This is a genomic window from Bacillus sp. PK3-067 (assembly GCF_056738645.1).
Map to the genome: position 1 here is coordinate 2,376,031 of NZ_CP096490.1, position 17,390 is coordinate 2,393,420.

13 protein-coding genes and 6 pseudogenes are annotated in these 17,390 nt (G+C 31.4%); 12 read left to right on the forward strand and 7 right to left on the reverse strand.

What is annotated here, in order from left to right; genetic code table 11:
- Positions 1-114 precede the first annotated feature (114 nt).
- The 3 genes from M1D73_RS12245 to M1D73_RS12255 all read left to right on the forward strand — a co-directional run bounded on the left by M1D73_RS12245 (position 115) and on the right by M1D73_RS12255 (position 3,296).
- Complete coding sequence (locus M1D73_RS12245; protein WP_000701202.1) at positions 115-819, forward strand: 4'-phosphopantetheinyl transferase family protein; 705 nt, start codon at positions 115-117, stop codon at positions 817-819.
- Positions 806-1,528, forward strand: coding sequence for a thioesterase II family protein (locus tag M1D73_RS12250; protein ID WP_100655378.1), 723 nt, complete (start codon positions 806-808; stop codon positions 1,526-1,528). The genes M1D73_RS12245 and M1D73_RS12250 overlap by 14 nt, the downstream gene beginning before the upstream one ends.
- Before the next feature lie 1,495 nt (positions 1,529-3,023).
- Complete coding sequence (locus tag M1D73_RS12255) at positions 3,024-3,296, forward strand: hypothetical protein (RefSeq protein ID WP_002164541.1); 273 nt, start codon at positions 3,024-3,026, stop codon at positions 3,294-3,296.
- Here the strand turns inward: M1D73_RS12255 and M1D73_RS12260 are convergent.
- Both M1D73_RS12260 and M1D73_RS12265 read right to left on the reverse strand, forming a co-directional pair.
- On the reverse strand, positions 3,249-3,839 hold the full coding sequence (locus M1D73_RS12260; RefSeq protein WP_100655377.1) for an erythromycin esterase family protein: 591 nt from the start codon (positions 3,837-3,839) through the stop codon (positions 3,249-3,251). The genes M1D73_RS12255 and M1D73_RS12260 overlap by 48 nt on opposite strands.
- A gap of 160 nt (positions 3,840-3,999) precedes the next feature.
- Positions 4,000-4,122 (reverse strand): annotated as a pseudogene (locus M1D73_RS12265) (vancomycin resistance histidine kinase VanS); the annotation flags it as partial.
- Positions 4,123-4,335: 213 nt separating this feature from the next.
- Between M1D73_RS12265 and M1D73_RS12270 the strand changes: the two are divergent.
- The gene (locus tag M1D73_RS12270; RefSeq protein WP_000655735.1) at positions 4,336-4,983 is read left to right on the forward strand and encodes a lysozyme family protein; all 648 of its coding nucleotides are present in this window, start codon (positions 4,336-4,338) and stop codon (positions 4,981-4,983) included.
- Between the two features lie 305 nt (positions 4,984-5,288).
- Positions 5,289-5,795, forward strand: coding sequence for a GNAT family N-acetyltransferase (locus M1D73_RS12275; protein WP_100655376.1), 507 nt, complete (start codon positions 5,289-5,291; stop codon positions 5,793-5,795).
- Positions 5,796-6,161: 366 nt separating this feature from the next.
- On the opposite strand, the gene M1D73_RS12280 is transcribed toward M1D73_RS12275, so the two are convergent.
- Complete coding sequence (locus tag M1D73_RS12280) at positions 6,162-6,347, reverse strand: hypothetical protein (protein WP_001987408.1); 186 nt, start codon at positions 6,345-6,347, stop codon at positions 6,162-6,164.
- A 933-nt stretch (positions 6,348-7,280) separates the two neighbouring features.
- Between M1D73_RS12280 and M1D73_RS12285 the strand changes: the two genes are divergently transcribed.
- A complete protein-coding gene (locus M1D73_RS12285) occupies positions 7,281-8,699 on the forward strand; it encodes an S-layer homology domain-containing protein (protein ID WP_000680977.1) in 1,419 nt (472 codons plus the stop codon).
- Between the two features lie 24 nt (positions 8,700-8,723).
- Positions 8,724-8,837: pseudogene (locus M1D73_RS12290) on the forward strand (polysaccharide deacetylase); the annotation flags it as partial.
- Here the strand turns inward: M1D73_RS12290 and M1D73_RS12295 are convergent.
- Positions 8,825-8,932 (reverse strand): annotated as a pseudogene (locus tag M1D73_RS12295) (peptidase M56); the annotation flags it as partial. The pseudogenes M1D73_RS12290 and M1D73_RS12295 sit on opposite strands and share 13 nt — an antisense overlap.
- 747 nt (positions 8,933-9,679) lie before the next feature.
- Between M1D73_RS12295 and M1D73_RS12300 the strand changes: the two are divergent.
- The 4 genes and pseudogenes from M1D73_RS12300 to M1D73_RS12315 form a co-directional block, all read left to right on the forward strand.
- The gene (locus M1D73_RS12300) at positions 9,680-10,012 is read left to right on the forward strand and encodes a hypothetical protein (protein WP_000433525.1); all 333 of its coding nucleotides are present in this window, start codon (positions 9,680-9,682) and stop codon (positions 10,010-10,012) included.
- A gap of 116 nt (positions 10,013-10,128) precedes the next feature.
- Positions 10,129-10,641: a hypothetical protein gene (locus tag M1D73_RS12305; protein WP_000844534.1), complete on the forward strand. Its 513-nt coding sequence runs from the start codon at positions 10,129-10,131 to the stop codon at positions 10,639-10,641.
- Positions 10,642-11,158: 517 nt separating this feature from the next.
- Positions 11,159-12,865 (forward strand): annotated as a pseudogene (colA, locus tag M1D73_RS12310) (collagenase ColA); the annotation flags it as partial.
- Between the two features lie 79 nt (positions 12,866-12,944).
- A pseudogene (locus tag M1D73_RS12315) lies at positions 12,945-13,145 on the forward strand (peptide hydrolase); the annotation flags it as partial.
- 159 nt (positions 13,146-13,304) lie between these two features.
- Here M1D73_RS12315 and M1D73_RS12320 read toward each other — a convergent pair.
- A complete protein-coding gene (locus tag M1D73_RS12320; protein ID WP_000725627.1) occupies positions 13,305-13,751 on the reverse strand; it encodes a GNAT family N-acetyltransferase in 447 nt (148 codons plus the stop codon).
- 279 nt (positions 13,752-14,030) lie between these two features.
- On the opposite strand from M1D73_RS12320, the pseudogene M1D73_RS12325 reads away from it, so the two are divergent.
- Positions 14,031-14,129 (forward strand): annotated as a pseudogene (locus M1D73_RS12325) (BBE domain-containing protein); the annotation flags it as partial.
- Between the two features lie 374 nt (positions 14,130-14,503).
- Here the strand turns inward: M1D73_RS12325 and M1D73_RS12330 are convergent.
- Both M1D73_RS12330 and M1D73_RS12335 read right to left on the reverse strand, forming a co-directional pair.
- Complete coding sequence (locus tag M1D73_RS12330; RefSeq protein ID WP_100655373.1) at positions 14,504-16,471, reverse strand: ABC transporter permease; 1,968 nt, start codon at positions 16,469-16,471, stop codon at positions 14,504-14,506.
- Between the two features lies 1 nt (position 16,472).
- Complete coding sequence (locus M1D73_RS12335) at positions 16,473-17,219, reverse strand: ABC transporter ATP-binding protein (protein WP_100655372.1); 747 nt, start codon at positions 17,217-17,219, stop codon at positions 16,473-16,475.
- Positions 17,220-17,390 lie beyond the last annotated feature (171 nt).

A 17,390-nucleotide genomic window follows, 5' to 3' on the forward strand; every position in this document is an offset into this window, starting at 1 on the left:
GTGCACCTTTTCTATTGTATTTGCAATTTAATAAAGTTAATTTGAATTTATGTAACGCACATATATGAAGCCATCTTTTAAAAAAGGAAGTGATTTATCATACACATTCAAGCTGTGAAAATACCAAAGAATATTGAAAGTCATTTGTTTAAGCAACTTAGTAACTTGGTTTCAAATGAGAAGAAAGAACGAATAAAGCGTTTATTAAACTCATGCGACGTTAATAGGACCCTGATAGGGGATTTACTAATCCGATCTCTAATCTGCCAAAAGTATAAAATTAATAATGAAGAAATTAGATTTAAATATAATGAGTATGGAAAACCTTTTGTTGAAAATTTTTCTGACTTTCATTTTAATCTGTCACATTCAGGAGAATGGGTGGTTTGTACTACTGCTAATTTTAATGTGGGTATTGATATAGAAAAGATTTCAGAGATAGAGGCTCTTAAATTAGCAAAAGAATTTTTTTCAGCGGATGAATTTTATGATATATCTAATATGAATTCTGATGAACAAATTAATTGTTTTTTTGATTTATGGACATTAAAAGAAAGCTATATAAAAACGATTGGAAAAGGGCTTTATACCCCATTAAATTCATTCTCTATAAAAAAAGAATCACGAACTTTAATTTCATACAAGAATATACCTAAAAACTTTTACTTTAAACAATATAACATTGATCCAAATTATAAGTTATCTGCTTGTGCAACAAGGGATGAATTTCCGCAAGAGATAATAATTAAAGACATTTATGCAATTTTCCAAAATATATACAAATTTGAAAGTAAGGAGAAAATCAATGCAGAAGACTAAACTTTTTTGCTTTCCACATGCTGGGGGATCTGCTTTTAGTTACGCAAAATGGAAAAATCACTTTAATCCATATATTGAGGTAGTCCCGGTAGAGTTAGCTGGTAGAGGATATAGAATTGAAGAAAACTTGTACCAAAGTATGGAAGAGGCAGTAAATGATGTCTACAATAAAATAGTTATGCAGATAGATGATTCGCCCTACATTCTATTCGGGCATAGCATGGGAAGTTTGATCGCCTATGAAGTAGCCAGAAAAATAAAAGATTCTAAAAACGTATCGCCTGAATTTCTTGTTTTGTCCGGTAGAAATCATCCAAATAGTAAAATAAAAAATATCCGACATAATCTTTCTAATGAGCAATTTAAAAGAGAAGTTATTGCAATGGGAGGTACACCATCTGGGGTACTGCAATCAGAAGAATTAATGCAGATCTTTCTCCCTATTCTAAGAGCAGATTTTAAAATCGTTGAGACGTATATTCATGACAAAAATACACAACCATGTGATATTGATTTTCTTATATTTAATGGGGAAAATGATGAATTTACTACATATGATCAAGTAATAAAATGGGAACGATACACAAGTAAAACGTGTACTTTTCATTCTTTTGAAGGTAATCATTTCTTTCTAAATGAAAATATTGAAGAAATAGCAAATAGTATTAAAAGAAAGTTAGATTCTAAAAGATTATCAAATAGTTTTTAGAGTTTTATAAGTATGCTCATAGCTAAAAATATTAAAGGGTTTGAAGTATACACTTCTTGTGCAGATATGCATGGCAAAAAGACAATCGAGTACATTCGGTGGTCTTTTTCTATTTTTATGGAGTTTGTGGCGAAATACTAGACTTGCTAGATTGTGGATCTAGTAGCCGTTGAATGTGCGGGTTCAAGTCCTGTCATTCCGACCACGAGGGGGTATAATTTAAGGGTAAAACAGGGGCCTCCAGAACCTCTGATGTGGGTTCAATTCCCGCCATCCACTTATACTTGTTCATTAAAAGGTTTCACAAACAATATGTAATACGTTATGGGTGCTTACATAAATTTATTGATTTTTAGTTAAAAAGTATTGTGCGATTATACACGTTATGTTACATTAATGTTGCTAAGTTGTTACAATATATCATAAATGTTTCGGTATTATTTCTTGTTATTTCCGTAATGTTACAAAAAACTATAAATATTGTTATGTGTATAGGAGTGTGTGTAGTAAAAAGTCTGAGTTGAAAGTACATGCACACTTTAAATTTCCTTTTTGTCTGAATGAAGAAGACTACCAACTAATTAAGGGCTTTAAAGTAACCACTTTAAATAAAATGTGCTTCCTTTCCCACACACAATTGAGTACATATTTAAAGTACAGTCTAATTGCTACACAGACTCTTGTACATATAAACATTAAGGTGAAATAGAGATAAGAATTCATTACATAAAAAGCATTACCAAGCTAAACGTACAAAATATCATCTGTGCATTTTGATGAAATGTTAAAATGCCTAGATGATATTTTTTTGAAGAATTCTTGGATATGTTTATGAATAACAATTCCTAATACTTAATGATTCTCTACTACTAAAACATCCGATAATTTATGTAATTAGATTTATAGGGTGTATGTACATTCACTTATATAGGGAAAATGAGGTTTTTCATATGAAGTATAGTTATAAAGTGTTTATATTTATTTGGACAATTATTTTATTGTTTTTTCTACTTTATTTTGGTTACAGTGAAATTTCCGAAAACGAGCAAATGCCAGTCATAACAATCAAACAATAAAAATAAGAAATACTACAAAAGCAAAACATAATAAAAATAGATACCCGAAAATGTTTAAGAACAGGAACAATTACATGCATAAACAACCTTACGATTTCCATGCATACCCCACGTCATTTGGGCAATAGGGGAAAAGTATTATTATTTGGCGTGCGCAATCTTCCATCACTAGTAGAAACGGAAAGTTCCGTATACCTGCTGAAGGAGGAAGATGTCTACCTGCCAGGGGGCGGATCTATTCAGCATCTAGAAATATTGGAATTAAAAGTGTAGAAAACAAATAGTGAAAAGGGAACATATCTTGTCATTCCTTTTTTATTCTTGTAGATAAGTCTGGGGAGAAAACGGGGATTTCTGCACGTAACATAGATCTCATCGGTATACTAATTGTGTTTTACGTATAGCTGGGAGTTGGTGTGATGGTATTTGCAATGGATGTGAGATTCCGTCATTCTTTTCATGAAATTGAATCATTAGACATTCCAAATATATTGTTTCCGAGTCAGTGCAGGAAATTGTATCAAGTGATTGGAATCGGCATTCAAGAAGAATTCCGCAATCCCTATGTCATTATAAAAGAGCAACATGGTTCCGTTACATTCCGATTACCAGAAGAATTATCAACATGGGTGCAGAACAAATTATTACTTGTTAAAGGGGGCCAGTTTGTTTCCATACTGCATTTCAGTTAGCCATGCGAAGTTTTGTGCCATTTTTTGATCTCGGATATAAAAAGAATAGTCTGTCAGGTTAGGTGAGGAGATGCCACCTATGACTTTCACATCATACGTAGGATGTGGTGTAACTTGAATCAATTCAGATTTATGATTCTGAATAAACATTCTAACCTTTTCAAACTTGTTAATTACGGGCTGTATCTCCATTTTAAACCGATCATAGGGATATGTTTTATTTTTATTGTAATACCTATCCAGTTCAATCAACTCTGACACTGCTGTATCAAATTCACTCTTTACTTCAGGATTTACTTTTTGCAACCATTCTTTTGCATAAGAGCGGAATGAAGATTTATAAAACAAATTCATATCAAAACCAGCTAATGTGAGTGGCTTTCCTTTTTCTTTTTGTTCTTTCATATAGGTAAATAATTGTTCAAGTTCCTCAGTTTTCCATACAGAGTATAAGGATTGTTTCATCGCTTCTGTAGCGGTTGAGTTATCAAAATTTTGCTGAACAGCTGCTGCTTCCCAAAGCCCTGTTTCAAATGCAATCACATCATATTCCAGGTGTAACAGCTTGAGAGGAAGTGCTGGAAGACGGGATCCCTAAGAAAGCAAAAAAACTAGGTGTGAAATAATCAATTATTTGTGATGGTGGATTCTCCTAGATGGAGGGTTCGCCGTTTTTTATTATATGTTATGTTGTGGTTTTTATATAAAGCATATTGAAAAGATGGATTAAATCTTCTGGAATGATGTCTCCATAATTAATAACTTGTACAATAACCTTTCAATTATCACTAAATCCATTCATATCAACAAGTTGTCCCATATATCCCTTTGTAGCAATATCTTTTAAAGTACGCTAAAAAATACCCTTTATTTTATCTTTATCTTATCTTTACCTTATCTTTAAATTTTTATATTAAACTTAAAACCTTAAAGTATTGATGTTTGAGTCTAAAAAGGGCGGGAGATAGATGTTCATTACATAGTTTGTAAATAACCAATTACCTTTGAAAAATTAAATTTTTTATACGAGGAGGAATATATGAAGGATACAAGTAAAAAACAAATTATAAAAGTGTTCCTTATTAGTATTTTAGGCTTAGTAATAATACTTGGAATGCTATATTTTAATCATAAAACCAATATTCAACAAAATAAAGCGCAAGCCACCGAAAAACGTGTATTGCAATATGAGTCTACCTTAAAAAAAGAATTAGAAAAATATAATTTAGGAGAGAAAACACCAATTTTATTAGGAATTATGTATCAAGAGAGTAGAGGTGAGGGAAACGATCCTATGCAGTCATCTGAATCACTTGGATTAAAGCCAAATGAAATTCAAGAGACAAGCTTGAGCATTGAACAAGGGGTAAAACACTTTGCTAAAATGTACAAATATGGAACGGACAAGGATGTTAGCATGGATACAATTATTCAAAGCTATAATATGGGGCCAGGTTATATTGATTTTGTTGCTAGTCAAGAAGTTAAACAACACTCGGAGGATTCAGCCAAAAAGTTTTCTAAGATGAAAGTTGATCAAAATCCAGCGATGTATACTTGTGGTGGAAATAAAAATAATTTTAGGTATCCATATTGTTATGGTGATTTCACATATGCCACAAAGGTAAATGAAAAAACAAAACTTATTGAAGAACTTCTTCGAAATGTACATAGCTCTTCTAAATAAGTTGCAGAATAAAATATAATGATACCGTCAGTTAATAATAATAATAGCTAAGAAAAAACTACTTCCTTTCTTAATTCACATAATTTTCAAAAATAAATCCTGTGGATGTTAATATTTGTTATATAATATATTTGTCAAAGCATTACCCCTAAAGTTTCTACAGTCAATCTGTAAGATAGTTTGTTTGGCTCGTATATTCACCTTAAAACAAAAAGAACTTGTAGAGAGTCCTACAAGTTCTTTTTGTTTTAAGGGTTAAATGTGGATTTAAAATATAGTTGCAATTTTTTGAGGGGGAAAAGTAAATGTTTATAAAAACAGAAAGATTATTAATACGGAAATTTGAGTTCAAAGATTGGCAAGCTGTTCATGAGTATACATCAGATATCAATGTTATGAAATACATACCTGAAGGGGTTTTTACTGAAGAAAATACAAGAAACTTTGTGAATGAAAACATTGGTGAAAACGCTAAGAACTTTCCTGTAGTATTAATTCATAAAGATATTCTGATTGGTCATATAGTTTTTCATAAATATTTTGGTAAGCATACATATGAGATTGGTTGGGTGTTCAATCCTAAATATTTCAATAAAGGATATGCTTCTGAAGCAGCACAAGCTACATTGGAATATGGCTTTAAGGAAATGAAATTACATAGGATTATAGCTACATGTCAGCCACAAAATACCCCATCATATCGAGTAATGGAGAAGATTGGAATGAGAAGAGAAGGCTATTTCAGGAAGTGTATACCACATGGGAATGAATGGTGGGATGAATATTATTACGCTATTTTAGAAGAAGAGTAGTGTTTCAGAATGCATTATTTAAATTGACACTCTTATTCCTAAATAGGCAAGTTGACTATCTTTATTGGGGATTCTTGCTACTAAAGGCGAAGTTTATTTCCGGTATCGCTGACGTGCAAAACTTTGTATAATCTGATCTTATCTCTAAATCACAACTGTTACCCCATCACCATCAAGTTAAAGTTTCATTTTATTTTGCTAACTTGATGGTGATGTGACGTAACCTTAATTATTTAAAAATTTTAAAAAGGCCCATTAGTCATGTTAAAGGGACCTTGATCACGCAAATGATCTGTAAACCAATTCATTTTTGATATACAGATCATTTGTATAATAATTTTTATAAATAATTGCTAAATAGTGAATTTACATAAATGCTTTTAGTAGTTCTTGAATTAATGGGATTGCTCCACCTATAAATTTTAAAACTGCCATTGCGATTTCCATATTATTCTCTCCTCTTTTTCGTATTAAGATGTAATAAATCTTTATAACTTTATTATAGTAAGCGCTTACAATAATAACAATACATTTCCGTATGCAATATTGCATATTTATACATTAGATCTCTATTATTTATTTTTTAATGGTACTATAGCGAGGTGAGAGTCTTTAAGGGTTCTCCTTAATAGGAGGAAATATGGAAAGAGTGCAAGCGATTTACAGTAATCAAAAATTTAAGAGTTGGGTTAAACAGGTATTAGCTGTAGGAGGAGTAATAGGGTGCTGTTATTTGGTGTTATATGTTTTCTGTTTCTTAGTTATCATGTAAATAGTATACAACTAAACTAGTAGAGTCTTGCCTAGAGAGGTAAGGCTCTTTTATTGTAGTACCTGGAGATGAGCAAACTACATACAATATCTCTCAGGTTTTTCAGATCACTTTGTAGGATTCCTTGTTTAGAACACTAATTCATATCATTGAAAACAGAATTCTATGGATAAAAAATATGTTTTTACTAGATACATACTAAAAAGATAAGCATAAATTATATTAGATTTTGGCAAAATCTTTTTGAATTGGAAAAGGATTTAAATCTTACTTATAGACTTGATTCCTTTTTATATAATATAATCCTTATATTGATACGTAAATATAATACAGTAATAATAAATTAAAAGCAAGAATTTTAGTAGCGGTACGTTCACACATCCATCAACTTAAGATTTTCAAACAAAAAATTCTTTTTTTAATTGATTAATAGTAAACGAGAAAGATTGGCAAATTAACAACTAAAGAGATTTCTTCAGGTAAAATCTATCAAAAGGTCCTTTACAAAATTTATACATAAGTCAATTATAAAATCATGTAAATATTATGTATTTTTGTAAAAGAAATTCATTGACACTTGTGTATATAAGTAACTATACTCGTTACATCAAATTGAATGCGTGATAATACGATTTTATTATTATTACAAACATGTAAATATAAAAATAGAAAATCTCAATTTGATAAATACAATGGTAGAGGTGTTTATTTTAATGAAGCACAAATTAATTGCAACAGGTATCCTTGCAGGAGCTATATTATCCTATTCTTCTAATATTTTAGCAGATACTCATAAATTCCCTGATGTTCCTACATGGGCTGATAAATCCGTTAACTATTTAGTTGATAAACAGGTATTAAATGGTTATCCAGATGGAACTTTTGGTTCAAATGACTCCTTAGACAGAGCTTCGGCTACAAAAATTATGACAAAAGTTTTAGGTATAAAAATTGAGCCTAATGCAAAACCATCTTTTACAGATTCACAAAACCACTGGGCTACTCCTTATATTGCTGCTGCTGAAAAAGCTGGTATTGTTAAAGGTGAAGGTAATGGAATCTTTAATCCATCCGGAAAAGTAACTCGTGCTGCTATGGCTACCATGCTAGTAAATGCATATAAACTACAAAGCACAGCAAATCATAACGAGCAGGTTAGATTTGAAGATTTAAAAGGGCATTGGGGAGAAAAACATGCCAATATTTTAATAGATTTAAAAATTTCTAATGGTACCGAGAACGGTTGGCAACCAAATAGATTTATAACACGTGCTGAAGCTGCTCAACTTACTGCAAAAACAGATATGTTACAACAAAATTTAAACGATGAAAAAGAGGTTATTACTGCTACCTCATATGAAGATTTAAATTTAACAGTGGCTTCGAAAATTACAGCTCAAGAGATTGATAGTTTTATTGCAAAATATCATTCAGATAGTCCCTTAGTTGGACATGGACAAGATTTTATCAATGCGCAAAATCAATATGGCGTGAGTGCTCATTATTTAGCGGCGCATGCGATTTTAGAATCTGGATACGGAAAATCAGAAATCGCATATCAAAAACATAATTTATTCGGTCTACGTGCATATGATGGAGATCCGTTTAAATATGCGAAATATTTACCAAGCTACGGCGATAGTATTGCTTATAACGCTAATTATGTACGAGAAAGATATTTAGAAGAAAGTGGTATGTATTATAACGGGTCAACATTAACTGGCATGAACGTGAAATATGCATCAGATAAAGGCTGGGCTAAGAAAATTGCGGGTATTATGGAACGTATTAAACCGTTTCGTGTAGAAGACTATACATATGCAAAAAAATTACCAAAGAATCCTGAAACATTAGATGTCGACGCGTTATCTAATGAAATTCCATATAAAATGTATGCAGACGGTTCAAGCTCAAATGTTGTATCATCAGCTACTTACTATCAGGTACCTTATCCATTTAATTTAAAAATTAAAAGTAGACCAGATGTAGCTGTCGAGGAGAATAAAGTTGGTACAGTAACTCCTGGAACAACCATCTTTATTTATCGTGAAGATCCGAATGGATGGGTAGAATTCTCTTTTGAAGCTAATGGAGAAAAATATTGGACATTAAAAAATAAATTAAGTATGTAATTAAAAAGATCTATTTCACTAGTTTTAAAAGTATGGGATTGGACAATTGATTCTCTAGATTGGAAATATAATAAATTACCCGTTGATGTAGCAGTTGCAAAGATTATTCAAAATGTCTTAGCAGGTGCTACATCCGCATACTTTTTCGGGAAAATGTTGCGCAAAGTAGGTTCATTTTTAACACTATCTCCTGGTTCACCGTAATCTTCAATGATGTAATATTCCTTATCTTTAATGTATATATTGAATATACAAATATATTGTGTTATGATGTGAATTAGAAACTCGCGTGTTTCAAATACAACATTTTTATCTTTTTGATGACCTCTTATCTTTCCGTAAGAGGTCCTTTTTTATCCCTCCGTATTGCATAGCCGCTAAAATACTATGAAAAGATACTAGAGACTACTACAATGTGATATTCTCTAGTATTTTTTCTTTATCCATATTATCTATTGTTGGGTAATTGATGAATTATTAATTTTTGTATAATTTTCACAAAATAACTTTGAACCATTATTTATTTCAATATAAAATAATAAAGGTATATATATGAATAGGTATGTCCTTTTTATGTGATGATAATGCGAATTGAAGCGTAATACTGAAACGGTAAACGAGAAGAATCAGGGCCGAAACAGATAGTAAGGAGCAGACAATACTTATAATGAAAACGTTCATAATGGACTGTCTATGGATGGAGAAAAAATACGAAAAGATAAAAGGGGCAAATGAATATGAACAGAGCCTTTAAAGGTACCGTATTAGCAGGGATAAGTGTGGGTTTCTTGCTAGCTGGTTGTACAATAGAAACATATGTCCTAACGCAGTCCAGAATATAAGCAAGTAGATTAAGTATTCTAAGCAGATAAATGAAGACTATAGCGATGAAGAAATTGAAAGACAACTAAGAGGTATAGCATCCTGACTTTCTAAATAACATGAGTGTTTCTATAGAATGAATCCTTAGGAGGGCTATTGTGGAACCTTTAATCAATGCTATTTTATACTTTGTATTTTTATTTGGAGCACTGTTTCTTATACTGGGTACTGCATTGGTTTTATTAATCGTGGCTGCATTACCAGTAATCTGGAAGAAAAATCTATCATTCCTAATGATTAGCTTAGGTATAAATATACTTGTCATTCCATTGTCTTTTTTTATTGGCGGGATGGCAACAGATTCCCCTGGTAGTACGATGCACGATTTTTGGGAAGTATTTTTGTTTATTCAGATATTTCCGTTTCCCCTAGTACTGTTATCTTTAGTTTGGTGGCTTGTGCGTCGAAAGAAAGAAAAAGTTCATGTGTAGCGTTTTTAATGCAAATAAGCTGTCCGTTTGGGCAGCTTATTATATTTATTACTAAGCGTGATTATTTCCAAAATGAATGCAATACCACTATACAGTTAAATTGAAGGTGAACCATATTGAAATCTTATCAAACTTTAGCCCACTTGTATGCATTAGGACTAGGCTGCGGACTTTGGAATAGAGAGGAGGTTATTTCATGGTGCGATAGGTTGATTGAAGCAAATGATCACCCGCCATATGAAATTATGGAGATATCTTTAATGTCTAAAGCAAAGCTGATATATATAGAATCGGCTTTACTGTCATATAGCCGCATAGTTGATGAAAACCCCTCGGTAAACATCCTTCTTTCAGTCTTAAATGAAAAGTTAGTAGCTCAGAAATGGAATATTAAACAAGCTATTACTTGCTCTACTCGATTACTAGTAAATAGAGGCCTGTATTGGGAAGAAGAATATTTTGATTTATACAGCCTTAATGATAGCTATGACTTAGCACAGGAAGGTATCCATTTTAATGAAAAAGATGTGATTTCTGCTTATATCGATACATTAGGTGTTTTTCGCGTCCATTTTAACGAGTTTGAAGATCTCTATTTACAAGTCATGAAACAGAAGTGGCAAGGGTAGAAGGCAGGAAAAAGAATCATTGAATCGTAAGAGTTACTTCCTGTATTTATCACCAAATTTATCTAGCCAAGACAAATCTGTCTTCGTGTTGATGAATTTTTGTCTCTTAATAACTTAATGCTATCGTTTTTATTTTTTCCGACAGCAAGCTAAGTTAGCATGTTTAATGCATAATGAGACGCCTGTAAATGAGCATTACTATTTAAATTTTTACCAGAGAGTAATTTAGTTAATTAGTAGAAAAAGGAAGGGGCCTATTTGGCTCCTTCCTTTTTCTCATACATACATAACGCTTGTTGACAACTTATGAAATAATAGCATTCATCGCTATTAAAATATAACATTAAAAGCAATTAATTAGATATGTAATTTTGCATATATTGTACTATTTCATGAATAGGAACAAAACTATTTATCTCTTTCTGTATGGAGACAAATAGATTTAGGTTTACTTAAGTTAAGAAGATCTGATCATTGATTACTGGTTAAACCATATTTCTACGTATTTGAAAAAATTATATTTGATGACGGATCTATTGTCTTTAAGACGGGAGATAAAGTAACAGAAGAAAAAATTAAGAGATTATATTGGGCAGCCAAGGAAGTAAAAGCACAATATCACCGTGTAATTGGAAATGATAAAGCACTAGAACCGGGTAATGCTGATGATGTACTAACAATAGTAATTTATAATAATCCAGATGAATATCAATTAAATAGACAATTATATGGATATGAAACAAACAACGGTGGAATTTATATTGAAGAGAAGGGGACTTTCTTTACATATGAGCGTACGCCAAAGCAGAGTATTTATAGTTTAGAAGAGTTGTTCCGTCATGAATTCACTCACTATTTACAAGGAAGATATGAGGTTCCTGGTTTATTTGGAAGCGGAGAAATGTATCAAAATGAACGATTAACTTGGTTCCAAGAAGGGAATGCAGAATTTTTTGCAGGATCTACACGTACAAATAATGTTGTTCCGCGTAAAAGTATGATAAGTGGCTTATCATCTGATCCAGCAAGCCGTTATACAGTAAAGCAAACTTTGTTCTCAAAATATGGATCATGGGACTTTTATAAGTATTCCTTTGCACTACAGTCTTATTTGTATAATCATCAATTTGAAACATTTGATAAGCTTCAAGATTTAATTCGTGCAAATGATGTGAAAAAGTATGACTCGTATCGTGAATCATTGAGCAACAATACACAATTGAATGCAGAATATCAAGCGTATATGCAGCAGTTGATTGATAATCAAGATAAATATAATATACCGCAAGTAACAAATGATTATTTAATTCAACACGCACCGAAGCCGTTAGCTGAAGTGAAAAATGAAATTGTGGATGTAGCAAATATAAAAGATGCACAAATTACAAAATATGAGTCGCAATTCTTTAATACATTTATTGTGGAAGGCAAGTACACAGGTGGTACATCAAAAGGTGAGTCTGAAGATTGGAAAGCGATGAGTAAACAAGTAAACCAAACTTTAGAGCAGTTATCCCAAAAAGGGTGGAGCGGCTATAAAACAGTTACAGCTTATTTTGTAAACTATCGTGTAAATGCAGCTAACCAGTTTGAATATGATATTGTTTTTCATGGTGTTGCGACAGAGGAAAAAGAAAAAACGACTACTATAGTAAATATGAATGGACCATACAGCGGGATAGTAAATGAAGAGATTCAATTTCATAGCGATGGTACAAAAAGTGAAAATGGAAAAGTTATTTCTTACCTATGGAACTTTGGAGATGGTACAACAAGTACAGAAGCTAATCCTACCCATGTATATGGAGAAAAAGGAACTTATACTGTGGAACTAACAGTAAAAGATAGTAGAGGTAAAGAAAGTAAAGAACAAACAAAAATTACTGTAAAACAAGATCCGCAAATAGGTGAATCCCTTGAAGAGGAGAAGGTACTCCCGTTTAATAAACTTGTAAAAGGAAATCTGATTACTCCTGATCAAACAGATGTTTATACGTTTAATGTTACAGATCCAAAAGAAGTAGAGATTTCTGTGGTAAATGAACAAAATATTGGGATGACATGGGTACTTTATCATGAATCAGATATGCAAAATTATGTAGCTTGTGGTGAAGATGAAGGAAATACTATAAAGGGGAAATTCGTAGCGAAACCAGGGAAATATTATCTGAATGTGTATAAATTTGATGATAAAAATGGTGAATATTCACTATTAGTAAAATAAATTTATTTCCAATATGTATATAATCATTGTTTTTTTAGAAGGGGTCTGTCACGATAGACTCCTTCTGTTTTTTTATTCATACGGTCTTGGAATCTATGAAACTAAGCTTCCAAGCAGTGTCCCAATATGGGAACATACAGGTGACATTCCAGGATTCATTACTTTTACTGAAGGTACACTTGGCGGTAAACATACGTTGGCTGTCAGTTTAAACAGTATGTGTAGTGCTAACAGTCCAAATCCTTTTAAAAATATTTTCATTGCTGAATCTAGCAGGTAGACAAAGAAAAGAGCGTGTTTTGAAAAAAATAACCAAAACACGTTCTTAATATTTTCAGTTGATTATTTTTTATAAAAAGTTTAATCATTTCTACTTATATTGCTCAACTATTTGACCCATTACTTTAAGTTTAAAAGTCATTGTGGAAAATTCAAGTGCTTATAGGGAATACTCAGCTAACTGTTCACCCCAAGATGATAATTCGGTTTCAATAAATCCTGCTTTTTTATATACAAATTTTGCAGTAAGGTTTTCAGGATTATATCCAATCATGATTAACGGAATATTGGTGTAATTATTTCGTCTTATCTCATCAATAATTAGATATATAGCTTGTTTGCCTATACCTTTCCCTTGAAATTCTTCATCAATCATAAGTCTATAAATCCAATAATTTTTATCATCAGGGTCTATCCCAAACATAGTAAATCCTATCATTTTCTCATCAAAATAAATACCTTTTGCATAGAAGTTATCTAGAAATTGAACTTCTGCAATAGAATAAAGGTTGGATGCAATAAATGTTTGTTGTTCTTTTTTAACAGAAAGTCTAATTGCTTCTTTCCAATTACTTTTGTCAATAGCCTTTAAATAAATTTTCTTCAATCTGATACTCTCCTTCCAATGTTGAGGAGGAACCACGTAGTTTATGGGTTAGTGATACGTTATCCACTTGTTTTTTCGCTCAATGAAATAGAAATATTTTCTCATTGACAACGTCTCCTTAAAGGTACAATTCAAAACACATTAATATAATTATATTCTTCCTACTATAAATTATTTTCCTGTTAAAAAAATTCTATTTCTCTACCTAATTTAGCTAAGGTATATGATACCAAATATCGGAAGAATCTCTTTGCAAACAATTTTATTTCACCTTGAATAATGAAAGATTGGTCAGATTTATATTATGGTGAAAACTTCAAACGATTGACTCAAGTGAAAGCTAAATACGATCCAGAAGATATTTTCAATTTCCCATAAAGTATTCCACCTGTTTATAAAAAATAGAATTCCTTGCCTGTTTTAAATTTTGCAATTTATAAAGAATAATAGATAAAAAAGATTGCACGGATAATGAATAAACATGAATCAATTAAAAAAGGAGCACATCACATCGACTTCAAGCTAAGATTTTACACTATCCATAAAGTAAAAAATACGTTATTCCTTTCTCTAATTATGCAGAAGGAATAACGTATTTTTTCATTTTAAGAGGAATTTTATTTTCTTAGCTTGATAGAGATATGTTGTTACTCCATTGGTAAAATAAAGAATTTAATTAGCTTACTAAAAAATTGATTTTAAGTAAGAGGTATATATACAGAATACCACCAGCATTTCTCTCATTTTCCACTTTAATATATGGACTTCAGTATTTGACGCAAATAATTTCTTCTAATAATAAGGTAGTAAATTATTTGTACACTAATAAAGCTCGTGAAGATGAAAATAGAATTTCCTGCAATAGGTAAGTCTATGTGCCTGCTCTGTGCTAAAAACCTTATTGCCAAGAAAGCCACGCTACTGTGAAGAACAGAAATCACAATAGGTATAAAAAATAATATACTAATTTGTTGGGTTACAATTTTTTTTATCTCTCTTTTAGTTAACCCTAATTTAGAAAGCATTTGAAATTGGCTTTTATCTCGATCTAAATCTGTAAATAAACGGAAGTAAAGAAAACTAATTGTAAACACGAAAAATACAACTCCTACTAGTACACTAAGAATAGATAGTATCGCATTCACTTGTTTACCTTCTAACCATTTTAATACCGGGGAATCAAATATAAATGGTGGGCGTCCGTTTCTATAATCATTTGGAATTATCTCTGTAAGTTTTTTAGCCACATCTGCTGTTTCATACATGTTTTTAATTAAGAAACGATAGTCTATATACTGATCGACCTTTGCTTCTTCTAACGGTGTATTTAGAATTGTTTCGTACATTGAATCCGAAACAACGACAGAAAAATTATTAGATGGGCTGATAATATTATCCATTAATATTTTATTACCAGAAAAATTATAATTCATATTACCGTGTTCCAGTGTAAGGGATGAAGACATTTTCTTTAATTCCTCTTGAGAAGCTGCTCTCAAATATATTTTTGATGGTAGGATTAGACTGTCTGTTTCCTTATTTAACGTTTCTGCTGGGTATCCTAGTGTTTTGGCAGTTGCGTTGTAATCAGTCAGTTTCATAATTGGTGTTGCGTGACTTGTTGTATTAAAACCAGTAGAAGTTACTAATTTATATGAGAATCCATCATTATGTAATTGTTTCTCTATTTGAGCAATATGAAATGCCTCCTCCTTGTTGTGTTTATATGATTTATATTCAAATGCATAAGGACTGTTAACTTCCGCTAATGCGCCATTTCCAATAGAAAGGCAAGCACCAATAGAGGTAAAGGCAACTGCGGAAAGTATACTTACTAGAAAGAGTGTTCGTGCGTTATCTGTCATTCGATATGTTAACTCTGAAATCATTAACATATTGGTTTTTTTAAAGAAAGTGTATTGACGATTTTTCAATATTGTAATGACATAAAAGCTGAGCTGAGTAAATAAAAAGTATGTTCCTAATACAGTTAAGAAAACACATAGTAATAGAACATATATCTCAATTCCTTTTTTTAATGCTATATCCAAATAAAACGCTGAGGCATATCCAATGCAAATACAAAGAATTGAGAAGAAAGCTAGCCATTTAGATGACTTTGGTTCCGCTTTTGGTTTTTCTTCAGATTTCATGAGTTCAATTAGCTGTGATACCTTCATTACTCGTACAGTGAAAAAAGAGACAAGTATAAATAAAATAAAAAACATAAGAGATGTCACTAAAATTGCATTAGTAGGAAAATGAAATGGAAGCCCACCTTTTAACAGGAAAAGGGAACCACTTATCAGTAAGATTAATTTTCCAAAAACTAATCCAAGTCCAATCCCAACAATAATTGCAGAACATCCAATTAACATATTTTCCATGAAAATTAGCTTTTTTAATTGTGCATTAGACATGCCATGGAGTAATAAAATCCCAAATTCCTTTTTCCTTGTTTTTAAAAACATAGTAATAGAATAGAGAATGAAAAAGAAGGAGAAAAATATAATTAGATATTGAGCAATTTTAAATCCTTTTGTACTTAAAGAACTCATGGTCTCACTGGTCGATACAAGATTTCCAGTGAAATTAGGATGAAATGCAAGCAATTCAAAAGTAAATAGAATCATCACGGCAAATGTACTACTCAAAAAATGTCCAAGGTATAATCGTTTATTACGAGTGACATTATTATATACAAGTTGACGAAAATTCATGTTACTTACCTCCTAGTAAAGATAGTACATCTGTAATATCTTTGTGAAATTTTGAACGATTGTCATCGCAATAAATTTCATTATAAAAAGATCCATCTGTAATGAAGATTACTCGATCACAGTAACTCGCAGCTACGGGATCATGTGTCACTAGCATCATAGTTACTTGTTGATCTTGATTTAATTTCTTTAGGAGTTCCATCACATCATTTGCCGCTTTTGAATCTAAATTTCCTGTTGGTTCATCTGCTAATATTAATTGAGGAGAATGAATAAGGGCACGAGCAATGGCGGTTCGTTGAGCTTGTCCTCCTGAAATTTCATAGGTTCTTTTATTTAAAATCTGTTCAATCCCTAGTTTTTTGGAAATGACTTCTACTTTGTTGTTCATTTCATTCAAACTTACATTATCTAATGTAAGTGGTAAAACAATATTCTCTTTTACAGTTAGAGTATTCATAAGGTTAAAGGATTGAAAGACAAAGCCTAGTTCACGGCGTCTAAATAATGCTAAATCATTAGAAGATAAACAATGGGGATTTTTTTCGTTAATAAATACTTCTCCTGATGTTGGTGCATCAATAGTAGAAATCATATTCAGTAAAGTTGATTTGCCACTGCCTGATGCTCCCATAATTCCTACAAATTCTCCTTTTTGTATTGTCAAATCAATATTGGAAAGAGCTTTATAAGATACTTTTCCTGTATTATAAATTTTACTTAAGTTACGGACTGTTAATATACTCATAGTTGTTATCTCCTATTCTTTTATTGGCTATATATAATTTAATCTAAAGCATTATAGTCCTCATATTGAATTGTCTTACATTTACCTTACAAGCATGTAAGAATTCTATCTTTTAAGAAAATTATTTTAGAGGAGGTTAAAGATTTAACTCAACATATTTACAGTGTATAA